Raw genomic sequence first — 15,677 nt, 5'->3', positions numbered from 1 at the left:
TAATTACTGTTTAAAGTTAATATTATTTTTACACTTTTAAACAGTTCGGTTTTAAGGGAAGCTTACATTCAAATTCACCTTCTTTGGTTTCAATAAAACCTTTTCTTAAAGTTTGTGAAAAGGTATCACTTTCAGATAGAACTTCATTACCTAAACTAATTTCATTGACAACTTGTATCATATCTGGATTCCCATAGTTACTTGTAAACAATTCGAAAAAATTCTTATTTATTACTTCCTGAAAATGAATCGTTACTTCTTGTATTAAGCCTTCTTCATTTGTAACAATTATAATAATATTATAAGGCATACTATAAAAATATTTATTATTTTCTGTCAGAGTATAATAAACATTACTTCCGAAAATTTTATTATCAGAATCCTTAGATAATGAGTAATTTACAACTGAAATATCTTTACCAATAAAATTTTCAAATTTTATGTTTTCCATAGGACTAATGTTAAGAATAAAAAAGAATTGTAATATCAATTTTACATCTAAGTTATTTATTCACAACCCCGCTGGCAAAGTCTCCCGACTTTGTGCCATAATATTCTTTAACTCTATATTATTTCTTTTTTATAACTCTTTATTTTTTTACTTATTATTATTTTGCTGCTCGCTTTTTAATGTTCCTCAAAGTCTCCCGACTTTGAGGAGCGGGCGGGGTAAACAAAAATGTATTCATTGTACAACTTTAATAATAACGTTATTTACCCATACAGTCTACCCTGTAAACAACCATTTCAAATGAAAGTCCTAAAATTCGATAACACTAATATCTTCAATTTTCCATCCATTTGTATCTTTATACAAGGTAGAGAGTATTTCAATGTTTTCTAACTTGTAAAAAAGAGCCAATTTTGCATATTTTCCATCAATTTCAAACTGTTTTATTTCAAGATAATTTTGATTTTTTATATGTGATTCAATGCTTGTTTTGACATAAATATCATAATTCTTTATTTCAAATTCTTCTTTTATGAAATTATTTTTTACAACAATAAGCGTATCTCTACCTTTAATATTTGAATGCAGAAATTTTTTCACTTCTCGATGCTTTAAAACTTCTTTTATTATAGATAAAGTGTCATTTGATTTTTCCTGAGCATTGCAGGAATGAATCCAAATTCCTAAAAATATTATACAAAAATATCTCATGAGTTCTAATTTATTTTTTGTAAAATGGTTTCGGCATTACTAATCCAAACACTTTTTCCGTAAACATCATTCTCAAATAACAGATTTTCTTCAGGTAAAAAATTCAACTTTTTGACTTAATAAAAGTAGTCCATTGATTGACAAGTGTAATTTTGTCATTGAGTAGTTTCTTTAAGACAATTGTGTGAACTACATTTTTATTATAAAGAGATAGTTCAGCAAAAATTATTTTGCCGGTTGTTTCATATTCCAAGAAAGATATTGATTGATCTATGTCCGTTTTTCCATTTGTTAATTTAACTGTAACATCTTTGCGGTCTATTTGTGTTTTCAAAATCTCGTCCTTGCATAAACTGTTTCCAATAATTATCACATTTTTATTCTTAAAAAATGTATTTAATGATTTATCATTTAATATTATTTTGATAATTTCGGATTGGAGCTCACATTCTTGCCCTTGAACGTATGCACCTAATAAAAAAAATGTTAGGTAAATAATGTTTTTCATGTTAATTATTTTTTAAAATTATGTTAGCATTCTCTCTCCAAACTGATTGGCCATAAACATCATTTTCAAATAGTATACCAGATTCTGGGTTATTCCAAGCTCCGTCAGTATATTCACTGTAATGCACATATTCATGCAGAATGGTAACGCCTATCAAAAAGGCAAAAGAATTTGCAAGCTGAGATCCGGTAGTTGAATTTTCTAAATCGTTTACCAAATCCAAATCAATGTAAAGGGTATTAGGATTATTTCCTTTAAACAAACCATATGTGTCAGAATCACATCCAGTACAAAAATTGTTTAATTGTACAACTTCAATTATTGGGCCATTTCCCCATTCTAAATGTTTTTTTACTTCAGACTGGCCTAAGTCACCATATTGAACTATTTTATTAATTATAAATTGATTATTTTTAATAGTTGGCAACTGAATCTTTAAATATTCTGTAAGTTTAGGATATTGGATTGCATAATTACTATTTGGCGGATATTTTACAAAAGGAAAAGCAGTAACTAAAGTGTTGTCTACTCCAGAATCAACGATTTCATTACCAAATGCTTTCGCCTCCTGAGACCACATTTCAGCTGTACAAAAATTATAAATTTTAAAAGCAATGTGCCCATTTGCCCATTTGTCTATCCACAAGCGTTCAGGAAGGTTTAGGCCAAGTTCACTTTTTACGACACTAATCTCCATGAGTTCCTCGGCATCAAAAGGTGACGGCGAAGGGGTTGGCGAAGTTGTAGAGCCAGAACCTCGAGGTGTTGTTCCACTAACGGTTACGGTAGCGTTGTTACCCCCATTGCTGTAAACTTTACTGTCATTCACTTCATAATAAACGTTTTCGCAATATGAAGCGGTTAACACCCATTCATAAACTTCATTGCCGGCTCCTCTTAATTCACCATCACTAATATACTCATAAGAGTAGATGCAGATATAAGCAGACATTGTTCTTGCAAACAGGGAGTTGAAATCCAAATCGATGGGTTTCATAGAGGTCTTCATTGATAAAGAATTAAAATCTTTGTTTTTTAATTCGTTTGCAGAATAATCGTAATTTACCAAAAAGGCATCGTATTCCCCTTGGTCATTTAGTTCAAACAACACATTTGTTATTTTCTCATCGGCTCCCTGTAATATGGGAAATGTGTACGAATGGTAATCACCATGTTTTATATATGTGGCCGAATCGGTATATATGGTGAAATCATATTTTTCATTGTAAATATTTTTTCCAGAGTATTTGGCCGATTTGTTTTTGGCTAGCTTGTCATTGAACTCTTTTAGCTTCGAAACGAGTTTGGTGTTTTTTTTAATATGCTCCCTTGAGTAATGTTTGAGGCTAAAGGTTGAGTCTTGGTCTTCAACTTGGTTAATTTCTTCCGGAAGGACAGTTTCTTTTTCGCAATTCCAGAATAACAATGATATCACAAAAATGAGGATGCCTAACTTGATGGTGTTTTTTAAGTAAAATTTCATGAGCATAAATTATTGGTTAGTGATTAAATAAATTCATGCTATTAGTAATATTAGAGAGGGAATTGCTATACCGTAAACTTAAAAACAATATTTTATTTTCTTACACAAAAATTGTCTCAATTTATGTAATTCATCAAAAAAGCAGAATTATGGTTGTGGAAAAACCGTAAAAAAAAATGGGGGGTTCTATCTGCTGCTTCTTAAGATTTAAAAGATTTTGGCTTCCTCTCAAAATGAAGAAACTACTCCCCCTCACTCAACTTAATAACCTCATCAATCATAATATCCTTTTGATTGATAATTTCATTAAAAGTCCCTTCACTATAAAGTTGATCAGCAATAATGGCTTTAATATATTGTTTTACCTCATCATGATAAGCCACAAATGTAATTCTAGAGCCAGTTCTAACATTTAAATACTCTTGAAATTTTAAAACCATATCGTCGGTAACTTCAAAATTATCTATAAAGTCTTGTTTGGGCATGCCCTCATAAGCTCTTCTATCTTTATCTAACATTTCAAACACAAAGTTCCCTATATAGCCTCGATGTAGTATATATGATAAGGTTTCATTTTGCATACTATTATCAATTGGCACAAAGACATCTGGTATGATTCCGCCACCGCCATACACAATTTTTCCCGCCGGTGTTTTAAACTTTAAAGAATCGTGCACTTTTATTTTCTCTGCATCCAGCAATTCACCACTTTGTAATCTATCAAAATAGTCATCGTAATAATCTTTGTGTCCTTTTTTATAAGGTCTTTGAATAGAACGCCCTGTTGGTGTATAATAGCGAGATACGGTTAAACGCACGGCACTGCCATCACCTAAATCCATTTCACGCTGTACAAGGCCTTTACCATAAGAACGGCGACCAACAATAACACCCTTATCGTTATCTTGAAGAGCTCCTGCAACTATTTCGCTTGCGGACGCTGAATTTTCATTTATAAGCACATAAACTTTACCATATTCAAAATCTCCTTTGTCGGTTGCAAAAGCTTTCTCAATGTTTCCACGTTTATTTTTGGTGAATAAGATAAGTTTATCTTCTTCTAAAAATTCGTCTACCATTTGTTCTGCTATTCCAAGAAATCCCCCTGGATTGTCTCTTAAATCTAAAGCAATTTCTGTGGCACCATAAGCTATAAGCTTATCTAAAGCTGTTTTAAATTCCCTATAGGTTGTTTCGGCAAACCTGTTTACTTTAATATACCCCAGCTTATTTGTAAGCATATAAGCAGCATCTACACTTTTTATAGGAATATTGGAACGTTTCACCGTGAAGTTTAAAAGTTTTGGTTCGCCCTTTCTATAAACTTTAAGATTTACTTTGGAATTAACTTCCCCTTTAAGTTTCTCTAAAATTTCTGTGTCTTGTAATCGTTTACCAGTAAGGGAATCATTGTCTGCCATAACAATTCTATCACCTCCTTTAATACCGGCCCTTTCACTTGGCCCATTTTCAATAGATCTTATAACCGCAATAGTATCTCTATACTTATAAAAACTAACGCCAATACCAACAAAATCACCTTTCATGTTTTCGGTAACACGTTCCATATCTTCTTTTGGAATGTATACCGAATGCGGATCAAGATTGTCTAAAATGCCATTAACCGTAACATCTACAATACTATCGGTGTTTACCTCATCGACATAATCGTAATCTATATAATCTATCAGCCTATTAATTTTATCCTTCTTGCTGTTTTTAGAAAACAATCTATCTGAAGAATCCATAAAATTCAACTTTCCTCCAATATAAATGCCTGCTGCAATGGCAACGCCTAAAATAAGGGGCAAATATTTTTTTTGAAACTGCATTATGGGGTTAAGTATTCTATTAATTTAAGTTTTATTCCTGCTTTCTCTAAAAACTTTAAACCTGAATCATCTTTATAAGCTTGATTGTAAACTACTTTCACTATTCCTGCTTGGTGAATAAGTTTACTACACTCTTTACATGGCGACATGGTAATATAAAGCGTTGCGCCTTTGCAGGATTGTGTAGAAGCAGCCACCTTTAAAATAGCGTTTGCTTCTGCATGCAATACATACCACTTGGTATAACCTTCTTCATCTTCACAAAAATTCTCAAACCCAGATGGTGTACCATTATATCCGTCTGAAATAATCATTCGGTCTTTAACAATAAGGGCACCTACTTGTCTCCGTTTACAATAAGATAGTTTGCCCCACTCTTGTGCAATTCTTAAATAGGCTTTATCGTATTTTAATTGTTTGATTTCTGACATTATTGAACTTGTGTATAACCTATTAAAATGGTATAACGAATATAAAGGGTTGGTATTTTAATTACAATGCAAGTTCGTTAAAGTTTTACCAAAGTTTGCAATGATTGGTTTCTTTTTAGAGTAAATAATCACTTTTAAGTATCATTGGTATCACAAGGCCGACAACTACGGCCGAAATAACCATAACCCAATCGCGTTTAGAGAACCTAAAGAGTGTTTGTACCAAATAGCCTAAAAACAAAACTATGAATACAATAATAATTTGAGCGATTTCTATTCCCAAAGCAAATTCTACTAATAAAACCAACTTATTATCGGTATCGCCCAACATAATTTTAAATTCTCTTGCAAAACCTAACCCATGGATTAAACCAAAAAATAAAGTTGAAATAAATAACACCCCTACATTCCCTTTTTGCGGTCCTTTGCCGGCTGTAAATACATTAAAAATGGCAACAATTAAAATCGTTATGGGAATTAGAAACTCAACTAAAGACACTTTGATTCTAACAATATCGTAAACAGCAAGGACTAAAGACAAGGTATGACCTAAGGTAAACATGGATACTAAAAGCAATACCCGTTTCCAATCTTTAAAGACATAGGGAACACTTAGAGCTATTAGAAATAAAACATGATCGTAGGCGTTAATATCAAGAACATGATTAATGCCGTATTGTATGTTGAACCAGATATTTTCAAGCATTTTAATTAGATTTTAGGGATGGGTTCAAATATATACAATTATTTGAAATGATATAAAAAATAAACAATTGACATATATTTGCTAAGTAGGTTTTCAAAATATATAAAATGACCATAAAGTTTTTAAGCGCTTGTATATTATTAATGTGCTTGTCTTGTAAAAAAACAACTCAAACGGATACGGAAAATAGTGATGTTGCCAAAAAGAGTCAAACTATTACCGAAAAAGATATGTCCAAATTAAAATATTTAGATTTTTCCATTGATGATAGGGTAAAGCCCATTGTTGGTTCATGGCAAGAATTCAATCAACTAAACGATATTATTGAAAGTGTAAAAAAAGGGGATTTATCTTATTTTAAAACGGATGCTAAAAAAAACCTAAAAACCTTGCTAACCGATATTAGAGAAACCATTCCCGATACCATAAACAAGCCTGCTATTTTGGCTAGAATCACTGTTTTAGAAACCAAGCTTTACAAAACAGAAAGTTTATCAAACCTGTCAACCACCAAAAAGGGAGACCTTTTAAATACGTTAGAAGAACTTTTGGTATCATTTTCTAATTTAAATTTTCAATTGAATAAAAAAATAGAAAATGATGCTCGCAATATTGAAAAGCCTTAAAAACATTACTTATCCGTAATTAAATTCCATTTCATTTTTTGTTAACTTTTTCATAAACCTATTTACCAAAATTAGTTATAATGGTAAATTGTCCAGATAAATTATGACTAATTCAAAAAAAATGAAAAAAAACTTAAAAAAATTTTCTAAGCCAAGTATATTCCTTCTTTTATTACTGGTTGCTTCATGTAAAAAAGAACAAAAAAAAGAAACTGCTCAAGTTGAAGAAGTGTCTGGAATTAATCTTGAGCTTATGGACAATTCCATTAATCCAGCAGACGACTTTTTTAAATACGTAAATGGCAAATGGTTAGAAAACACTGAAATACCCGATGACCAAACCAGATGGGGTAGTTTTAACGAGTTAAGAAAAAAAACGGACGATGATGCGCTTAACATCTTAAAAGCGGCTATGTCAGATAACAAGGATTTAAAAAAAATTCAAGTAATTCCTGGATCCGATCAAGAAAAAGCCGTAAAACTTTTTCAAACTATTATGGACACCATAAGTAGAGAAAAAAAAGGGATAGAGCCTATAAAACCATACTTAGCTAAAATAGATGCCATTAAAAACATACAAGATCTACAAAATCACCTTATTGAAATGGAACCTAAGGGCGGTGCTGGCTTTTTTGGTTTTAGTGTAGGTGCCGATCCAAAAAACAGCAATATAAACTCTGCTTTTTTAGGAGCTGGCAGACTAGGTCTTCCAGATAGAGATTATTATGTAAAAGACGATATGGATTCCAAAGAAAAAAGAGCTGCATATGTCTCACATATTACAAAAATGCTGCAACTTTTAGGGTATTCTGAAACCGAAGCCAATACTCAAGCCAAACAGGTTCTTGCTTTTGAAACGCGTTTGGCTGAACCAAGAATGGACAAAGTAGAAAGACGTGATGCTCGCAAACGCTACAATCCAAAATCTATTGAAGAATTACAAAACATGGTACCGGCTATTAATTGGAAAACTTATTTTGAAGGTATTGGCGTTAAAAAAATAGACACAATCATTGTTACAGAAGTGAAATACATGAATGCTTTACAAGATATTCTTGCTGAAAACAAGGTATCTGATTGGAAAGCCTACTTACGCTGGTCTACCTTTAACAGAGCATCTGGTATGCTTAGTACGGATATCGAAAAAGCCAATTGGGAATTTTATGGCAAAACCTTAACTGGAGCCAAAAAACAACGTCCTTTAGATGAAAGAGCCTTACAAACCCTTAACGGAACGGTGGGAGAAGCTTTAGGAAAGTTGTATGTCGATGAAATGTTTCCCCCTGAAGCTAAAGAAAAAGCAGAAAAAATGATTTCCAATGTCATCAAAGCTTTTGAAAATAGGATTAAAACTTTAGATTGGATGACAGATGAAACAAAACAAAAAGCTATAGAAAAGCTATTAGCCCTAAAAGTTAAAATTGCCTATCCAGACAAATGGAGAGACTATTCAGATTTAAAAATTGATGGAGTGGCCGAAGGAGGCTCTTATTTAGAAAACATGTTCAATGCAAATACATGGAATCACAATAAGAATTTAGAAGATTTAGGAAATCCCGTTGACAAAACAAGATGGGGAATGGCTCCACAGATTGTGAATGCTTACTTTAACCCACCATTCAACGAAATTGTTTTTCCTGCTGGTATTTTACAACCGCCTTTCTATAATTTTAAAGCAGATGATGCCGTTAATTATGGAGGTATGGGTGCCGTAATTGGTCATGAAATCTCCCATTGTTTTGATGATTCTGGTTCTAGATACGATAAAAATGGAAACTTAAATAATTGGTGGACTGATGAAGATTTAAAACAATTTGAAGTATTAGGAAAAAAACTCGCTGACCAATATAGTAGCATTGAAGTTTTACCAGACACTCGAATTAACGGTGCTTTTACGCTTGGTGAAAACATTGGTGACTTAGGTGGGGTTAACGCTGCTTACGACGCCATGCAGTTAAGTTTTAAAGAAAACGGTAGGCCTGAAAACATTGATGGGTTTACTCCAGAACAACGTTTTTTCATGTCTTGGGCAACTGTTTGGAGAACAAAAATTAGAGAAGATGCTCTGAAAAATCAAATTAAAACAGATCCGCATTCTCCTGGCATGCAAAGAGCCGTTCAACCTCTACTTAATATAAATGCGTTTTATGATGCATTCAAAATTAAAGAAAACAATAGTATGTATTTAGCACCCGAAGAAAGGGTTAAAATTTGGTAAAAAAAAGGGCTTTTCTTGAATTAGAAAAGCCCTTTTTTTTTTAATATAACAGTTATATTATTGCTTAGGTTGTGTTTGTTGGGATTGCAATACTTGTTTTTGTCTCAATAATTCATTTTTACTTAACTGTGTTAAGTTAAAATTAGGCGACGCTTTTAAAGCTGCATCCAATATATCTACAGCAGCATCAATATTTGCTGTGGTATCTCTATTATAAACCAACAGTGCATTCAAATACATAAAACCGCTTTTTAATTTTACTTGATATGGATTTTGTTGTTCATAATACGTATGTTTCATATCGTCTTTAGAATTTGCCAATCCGTAATTGATATGCTTCTCTGCTTCATCCAACTTTTTTAATTGTAAACAAAGTTCTGCTAGCTCATAAGCTACAGATGCATTAGGTTCGCGTTTAAAAAGTTCTTCAAACTGCACAAGAGCCAATTCTGGTTGGTTAACAGCTTTTAATGAAATGGCCTTTACTTGAACAGCTATATCAGAATCATCTACTTTTTTGTCTACACCAATAGTATTTAAAGCTTGCACATATTTACCTTCCGTCATATAAATATAAGCGAGCGTATCTGTTCTGGCTATAGATGGTGAAAGCACATTTAAATGTGTCATCCCTTCAATAATACCTTGTACATCGCCTTGCGCTCTCATTTGCTTGCTATAAGCTTCGAAATGTTTTATTAATTCAGAATTGCTCTGCGCACCTAATTGAATTCCGCTAATCAATAAAACCAACAGTAGTAATTGTTTCATTTTTATGTTTTTAATTTATTTAACGGGTTAAATCTATAAAATTTTAACATTTAATATCTTAAAACTTACTTAATTATTTTAATAATCATTTAAATATTGAAACAAAGGCAGATTTACCAAGCCTTTTTGATAAATCTTAAATATTTAATGCATTATAAAAAATCCTGTTAATAATTATAGAAATATATAAAGTTTACTGCTTTTTAATTATTAAAAATAGGATTATAGGAAAAATGAAAAAAATTAATTACATTTAGTAATCTTAAAATGTTAACATTATGGGAATTAAAAGTTTTTTAGCCTCAAGGAAAAATCAAAACAAGATTACTACACACATGCCACTTAAGGTTAGTGATTATATGAGCACTAAATTAATTACTTTTAAAACTGATGATAAAATAGAGACCGTTATAGATTCTCTTATTAAATATAGAATTTCTGGCGGCCCGGTAGTAAATAGTAAACACGAATTAATTGGCATTATATCAGAAGGCGATTGCATAAAACAATTAAGTGATAGTAGATATCATAATTTACCTATGACTAACAATACTGTTGAAGCATGCATGATAAAAAATGTGGAAACGATTGATGGCAATATGAATATTTTTGACGCTGCCAATAAATTTTTAGAGTCTAAGCGTCGCCGTTTTCCAATTGTTGAAAATGGCAAGTTAGTGGGCCAAATAAGCCAGAAAGATATTCTTAAAGCTGCCTTAGCATTAAAGGGTCACGATTGGAAATAATTTAGCTTTCTCGTTTTACCAAAGCAAAGTAGTCACCTTCAATGGGCAAATAGCCTTGGTCGTAAACAAAGTAGTAAACCGTTCCTGCTTTTGTGGTATAAATGCTTGTGAAATAATTAAAATCGAAACCTTTCTCTATTAGTTTAGCTCTAGATATTTTTGTTTTTTGGTCTGGATTTTCAGCTTCTAAAATTCTATAATTTTTTCTTAATCTATTATTGGTGTTTCTAATCAGGTTTTTACTGTCCTTATTCACATTATTATTATAGGCATTTCTACAGCCATCACTGCAGAATTTTTTATCAATTCTGCCTACAATGGAATCACCACATTCTAAACATTGTTTTGCCATAGTATAAATATAAAAAATATCCGTTTATAAACTTATTTTAATTTTTTAAGGAGTGTTTAGATGTCTATTCCGCCCATTGCAACATACATTTTTTGTTATATAAAGAGAGACTTGAGACGTTTTATGGGATAGTGAAAGTTCTTTGGGTTACAAAAGACTATATCGAGATTATATACCTTTCATTGAAAATCTGCATGCATTTCATCAAATATATTTTAAAACATTAGACTGATAAATTGTTAAAATTTTGTTAAAATGTATTATTATTGTAAGAAAATAATTAAATATTGTAATGTTTATGATTTTTGTTCGACCTAATTACTGTACATTTGTACAGTAAATTGGTGGGTAAATCCTAAGCTAAGTGTGATAAGTATCATAAGTGTATTCTAAATACACCACTTTTAGGGACCGCCTTTTTTTTTGCCTATATGTCTCACAACGTTTATTTAGATGAAAGCGGTGATTTAGGATTTAATTTTTCCGCACCTTATCGCAAAGGCGGTTCAAGTAGGTATTTGACTATAGCGTTTATAATTTGTCCTAAAGAAAAAAAGCACCTTCTTCAAAGGGTTGTTAAAAGAACGTATCAGAAGTATAATTTTAACCCCAAAGTGGAAATAAAGGCAAGCTCATTAAGCAACGCTATAAAAAAAGACGTTTCTAAAAAAATAATTAATCTAATTATTGACAATCCGGATATTTCTATAAATTCCATTACCGTAAATAAACAAAGGGTTCAAGAGCATATAAGAGAAGATTGCAACTTGTTATATAATTATATGATGAGATTATGCTTGTTAGATAAAATTGATTCTTTTTCTCTTATCAATCTTATTAGAGATAATAAAAGTGTTAAGATTAAATCAGGGAATAGTTTGTCTGATTATTTAAAAACGACCATGTACTTTGAGTTGGGGAGCAAAACTCAAATTGTGGATATTCCTTCCGATAGTAAAAAAGTAACAAATTTAGTTTTGGCCGATTGGTTAAATAATATTGTTTGGGGAAACTATGAAGACAATAATGCTGAGCCTTATATATTACTATCCAGTAAATTAAAAAACCAGACGTTGTTTTTTTAAATGTACTTTCTGAAGACATCCGAAAGGCATTAAAATCGAGAAAGACCGTTTAAAGTTAAAGGCACTTTGGACGACGTTCTAAAAGCTTCCGTAAAGAAGCCAAAAGAAAAAAAATAGCATCGGTTTTGACCGTATTCCAGAAGCATAGCTATTGGAAAGTGCGACACGTTAATTGAGATAAAACAACCTTTAATTTGAATTAATTCGGCAAGATGCTCACGCTCTGTCTTTCTGAACGGTGGAATTTCAATCGTGGATTAAAGGACTTCAACACTCAAAAAAAATAGCCAAATCTGGCTAGATTAAATCATTATATCTTCTTGTCCCTTTTTGTATATAGATGCTTATATAAAGGTATTTTATCCGTTTACAAACGACTACAAACATTTACAAACGATTTTAAATATTTATAAACCGAATAATATTTGGAAGCAGTTGCATCTTTGCCCTGTCGAAACATAAGAACCTGGCTACCGACAGGCAGAATCGATAGTATTAACTGTTTAACATTAAAAATTTAAAATTATGAGCGCAATTAGAAACAAAGTACAGTTGATTGGTAACTTAGGAAATGATCCAGAAATCATCAATTTAGAATCAGGAAAAATGCTAGCCAGATTCACCATAGCAACGAATGAAAGTTATAAAAATAACAAAGGTGAAAAAATAACAGATACCCAATGGCATAACATAGTGGCCTGGGGAAAAACCGCAGAGATTATTGAAAAATATGTCACTAAAGGCAAAGAAGTGGCCATCGAGGGAAAACTAACTTCAAGAAGTTACGAAACTAAAGAAGGCGAAAAACGCTATATTACAGAAATAGTTTGTAATGAGCTCCTTCTGTTGGGGAAATAAGTATATAACCATAAATAATAATAGAAAAAGGGAGGCACACACGCCTCCCTTTTTCTATTATTATTTATATTCCTAGCTCTTCACTAAAAAATATTTTTAACAATGTAAAAACTAGACCGCCTAAAAATATACCAATAACTATACTAATCATAATAAGGGATTTTACGTTCAATAGGGTTTTAATTAATCTTTGTAAAGATCTCTTTAATGAAGATTAACCCTATTACACAATTACGCCTGGAGTTTATATAATTAATATAAGAATTTTTAGCCTATTAAATAATGGATGTTATCAATCACATTCAAATGAAACGGAAGCAAAAAATTAAGCTTTCGTCTCATTTTCTTTTATATTATCAAGTTTATAAAAACCGCCTTTATTTTCTTTTCTGGTAATAGATTGATTAATAATTAAATGCGCTACATTAATCATGTTTCTCAATTCGCATAAAGGCGCCGAAATTCTGGACTGCTTATAAAACTCCTCCACCTCAGCATAAATTAACTCTAAATGCTTGGTAGCTTTTTCCAAACGGCTATTGCTTCTCACAATCCCAACATAATCACGCATTAAAGCTTGTAATTGTTTTAAGTTGTACTGAATAATAACATGCTCTCTTGGGACACTTGTGCCTTCATCATCCCATTCCGGAATGTTTAAGTCCATTGTCTCATAAGTATGATTTGAATGATATTTAAAAATATTATGGGCATATACCAAAGCTTCCAATAACGAATTTGAAGCTAACCTGTTGGCACCGTGCAAACCGGTTCTGGTGCATTCACCACAGGCAAATAAATTATTAATAGATGTTTTACCATCCATGTCCACGTCTATACCACCACATAAATAATGGGACGCAGGAACAACTGGAATCCAATCTGTTTCAACATCAATATGGTTTTGTTTGCATTTGTTGTAAATGTTTGGAAAATGCTTTTTAAATTCCTCCATATCTAAATGGGTGCAATCTAAAAACACATGTGTATCCCCGGTTTTCTTTAACTCGCTATCTATACTTTGGGAGACAATATCCCTAGAAGCTAATTCGGCGCGTTCATCATACCCAAGCATGAACCGCTCTCCTTTTTTATTCCTTAAATAAGCCCCCATACCTCTGACAGCTTCAGAAATTAAAAAAGAAGATTGATCGCCTCTGGCGTCGTATAAAGCCGTTGGATGGAACTGTATAAATTCCATATCCATGATTTTAGCTTTAGCCCGGTAAGCCATCGCAACACCATCACCTGTGGCAATAACCGGATTTGTCGTGTGTCCGTACACTCTACCTATTCCACCAGATGCCAATAAGGTGCTGTCTGCCTTAATGGTAAAAATAGTTCCTTTCTTTTGGTCAAAAACATAAGCTCCATAACAGGTATTATTTTTAGCTTTTGAATCTTTTATATGATGCTTCGTTATTAAATCTATGCCAAAATGATGTGACCATAACGTAACATTTTTTAACTGATGGACTTTTTTAAGTAAAGCGCGTTCAATTTCGTAACCAGTAATATCTTTATGATGCACTATTCTATATTCTGAATGCCCGCCTTCTTTACCCAAATCAAACTCACCACTAGCATCCGTATCAAAATTGGCGCCCCAAAGCAAAAGTTCTTCAAGTCGTTTTGGACCATCCCTAACAACCATTTTCACGACCTCTTCATCACAAAGTCCGTCACCAGCAATTAAAGTATCTTGAACATGTTTTTTAAACGAATCTTTATCATCTAAAACAATGGCAACTCCTCCTTGAGCGTATTTTGTATTGGACTCGTCTTCATTAGCTTTAGTAATGATGATAACTTTCCTCTCAGGGAATTTTTCCGCAATTTTAACAGCAAAGGTCAACCCTGCAATGCCAGAGCCTATAACCAAATAGTTTGTTGAAATCATATTATTTAGATAGTTCTAACATACGTTCAATTGGTAATAATGCTTTTTTTCTAATATGTTCTGGCACCTCAATCTGCGGACTTTCATTTAGTAAGCAATCGTATAATTTTTGAAGCGTATTCATTTTCATAAAATGGCACTCGCTACATGCACAGGTATTATCTTCAACCGCTGGCGCAGGCACCAATTCAGTATCTGGCATTTCTTGCTGCATCTTGTGTAAAATGCCCGCTTCTGTTGCCACAATAAACTTATCAGTAGGATGTGTTTTCACATAATTAATCATGCCAGAAGTAGACCCAATATAAGTCGCTGTGTTTAAGATATGTTCTTCTGATTCTGGGTGCGCTATAATTTTATAATCGGGGTGCTTTTTGTGCAAGGCAATCAATTTATCAATTGAAAAGGCTTCGTGGACAATACAACTACCATCCCAAAGCAGCATGTCTCTTCCTGTAACCTTCATAATGTATCTACCCAGGTTTTTATCTGGAGCAAAAATAATTGGGGTGTCTTTGGGAACAGACTCTACAATTTTAACAGCATTGGAAGATGTGCAAACAATATCACTCAATGCCTTTATTTCTGCTGAACAGTTCACATACGTAATAACGACATGGTCTGGATGCGCTTTTGTGAATTTTTCAAACAAGTCTGGCGGACAAGAATCTGCCAGCGAACAGCCTGCTTTTAAATCTGGCAATACCACTGTTTTTGTCGGGTTTAATATCTTGGCAGTTTCTGCCATAAAATGTACCCCTGCAAACACAATCATATCAGCATCCGTTTCTGCTGCTTTTTGGGATAATCCTAAACTATCTCCAACATAATCCGCTATATCTTGTATTTCGGCAACTTGATAATAATGTGCCAAAATAACAGCATTTTTTTCCTTTTTTAATCTTTTTATTTCTTTTACTAAATCCATTTTCAACTAAGTATTTATATATAAATAAACAAAACTTATGCCAACATAATCCTGCTATGTATTACAAATAT

At 32.4% G+C, this 15,677-nt stretch carries 16 protein-coding genes; 5 read left to right on the top strand and 11 right to left on the bottom strand.

What is annotated here, in order from left to right; all coding sequences use genetic code 11:
• Positions 1 to 28: 28 nt before the first annotated feature.
• From DKT72_RS12070 to DKT72_RS12040, 7 genes are all read right to left on the bottom strand, one after another.
• Positions 29 to 451 carry a hypothetical protein gene (locus DKT72_RS12070; protein WP_111308995.1) on the bottom strand — a complete coding sequence of 141 codons (423 nt, stop codon included), beginning with the start codon at positions 449 to 451 and terminating at the stop codon, positions 29 to 31.
• Positions 452 to 760: 309 nt separating this feature from the next.
• Positions 761 to 1,162 (bottom strand): hypothetical protein, encoded by a 402-nt coding sequence (locus tag DKT72_RS12065; protein ID WP_111308994.1) that lies wholly within the window; start codon positions 1,160 to 1,162, stop codon positions 761 to 763.
• Positions 1,163 to 1,265: 103 nt separating this feature from the next.
• A complete protein-coding gene (locus DKT72_RS12060; protein ID WP_111308993.1) occupies positions 1,266 to 1,670 on the bottom strand; it encodes a hypothetical protein in 405 nt (134 codons plus the stop codon).
• Between the two features lies 1 nt (position 1,671).
• Positions 1,672 to 3,153, bottom strand: coding sequence for a hypothetical protein (locus tag DKT72_RS12055; RefSeq protein WP_162623306.1), 1,482 nt, complete (start codon positions 3,151 to 3,153; stop codon positions 1,672 to 1,674).
• Positions 3,154 to 3,395: 242 nt separating this feature from the next.
• Positions 3,396 to 4,985 (bottom strand): S41 family peptidase, encoded by a 1,590-nt coding sequence (locus DKT72_RS12050; protein ID WP_111308991.1) that lies wholly within the window; start codon positions 4,983 to 4,985, stop codon positions 3,396 to 3,398.
• The gene (locus DKT72_RS12045; RefSeq protein WP_111308990.1) at positions 4,985 to 5,416 is read right to left on the bottom strand and encodes a deoxycytidylate deaminase; all 432 of its coding nucleotides are present in this window, start codon (positions 5,414 to 5,416) and stop codon (positions 4,985 to 4,987) included. Before DKT72_RS12045 ends, DKT72_RS12050 begins: the two co-directional genes overlap by 1 nt.
• A gap of 115 nt (positions 5,417 to 5,531) precedes the next feature.
• The gene (locus tag DKT72_RS12040) at positions 5,532 to 6,122 is read right to left on the bottom strand and encodes a HupE/UreJ family protein (RefSeq protein ID WP_111308989.1); all 591 of its coding nucleotides are present in this window, start codon (positions 6,120 to 6,122) and stop codon (positions 5,532 to 5,534) included.
• 107 nt (positions 6,123 to 6,229) lie between these two features.
• Between DKT72_RS12040 and DKT72_RS12035 the strand changes: the two genes are divergently transcribed.
• Complete coding sequence (locus DKT72_RS12035; RefSeq protein WP_111308988.1) at positions 6,230 to 6,748, top strand: hypothetical protein; 519 nt, start codon at positions 6,230 to 6,232, stop codon at positions 6,746 to 6,748.
• Between the two features lie 121 nt (positions 6,749 to 6,869).
• On the top strand, positions 6,870 to 8,966 hold the full coding sequence (locus DKT72_RS12030; protein WP_111309006.1) for a M13 family metallopeptidase: 2,097 nt from the start codon (positions 6,870 to 6,872) through the stop codon (positions 8,964 to 8,966).
• Positions 8,967 to 9,023: 57 nt separating this feature from the next.
• On the opposite strand, the gene DKT72_RS12025 is transcribed toward DKT72_RS12030, so the two are convergent.
• Positions 9,024 to 9,737 (bottom strand): hypothetical protein, encoded by a 714-nt coding sequence (locus DKT72_RS12025; protein WP_111308987.1) that lies wholly within the window; start codon positions 9,735 to 9,737, stop codon positions 9,024 to 9,026.
• A 278-nt stretch (positions 9,738 to 10,015) separates the two neighbouring features.
• Here DKT72_RS12025 and DKT72_RS12020 point away from each other — a divergent pair, with 278 nt between their 5' ends.
• Positions 10,016 to 10,483 carry a CBS domain-containing protein gene (locus DKT72_RS12020; protein ID WP_111308986.1) on the top strand — a complete coding sequence of 156 codons (468 nt, stop codon included), beginning with the start codon at positions 10,016 to 10,018 and terminating at the stop codon, positions 10,481 to 10,483.
• Between the two features lies 1 nt (position 10,484).
• Here DKT72_RS12020 and DKT72_RS12015 read toward each other — a convergent pair whose 3' ends face one another.
• Positions 10,485 to 10,835 carry a hypothetical protein gene (locus tag DKT72_RS12015; protein ID WP_111308985.1) on the bottom strand — a complete coding sequence of 117 codons (351 nt, stop codon included), beginning with the start codon at positions 10,833 to 10,835 and terminating at the stop codon, positions 10,485 to 10,487.
• A gap of 431 nt (positions 10,836 to 11,266) precedes the next feature.
• On the opposite strand from DKT72_RS12015, the gene DKT72_RS12010 reads away from it, so the two are divergent.
• Entirely contained in the window at positions 11,267 to 11,920 is a 654-nt protein-coding gene (locus DKT72_RS12010; protein WP_111308984.1) for a DUF3800 domain-containing protein, read from the top strand.
• Positions 11,921 to 12,445: 525 nt separating this feature from the next.
• Positions 12,446 to 12,778, top strand: coding sequence for a single-stranded DNA-binding protein (locus DKT72_RS12005; protein ID WP_111308983.1), 333 nt, complete (start codon positions 12,446 to 12,448; stop codon positions 12,776 to 12,778).
• Between the two features lie 325 nt (positions 12,779 to 13,103).
• Here the strand turns inward: DKT72_RS12005 and nadB are convergent, their stop codons facing one another.
• Both nadB and nadA read right to left on the bottom strand, forming a co-directional pair.
• Positions 13,104 to 14,678, bottom strand: coding sequence for an L-aspartate oxidase (gene nadB / locus DKT72_RS12000; protein ID WP_111308982.1), 1,575 nt, complete (start codon positions 14,676 to 14,678; stop codon positions 13,104 to 13,106).
• Between the two features lies 1 nt (position 14,679).
• Complete coding sequence (gene nadA, locus DKT72_RS11995) at positions 14,680 to 15,606, bottom strand: quinolinate synthase NadA (RefSeq protein ID WP_111308981.1); 927 nt, start codon at positions 15,604 to 15,606, stop codon at positions 14,680 to 14,682.
• Between the last annotated feature and the right edge of the window lie 71 nt (positions 15,607 to 15,677).

The organism is Confluentibacter sediminis (assembly GCF_003258355.1).
GTDB classification, from domain to species: domain Bacteria; phylum Bacteroidota; class Bacteroidia; order Flavobacteriales; family Flavobacteriaceae; genus Confluentibacter; species Confluentibacter sediminis.
This window is presented reverse-complemented; position numbering and strand designations above follow the sequence as displayed.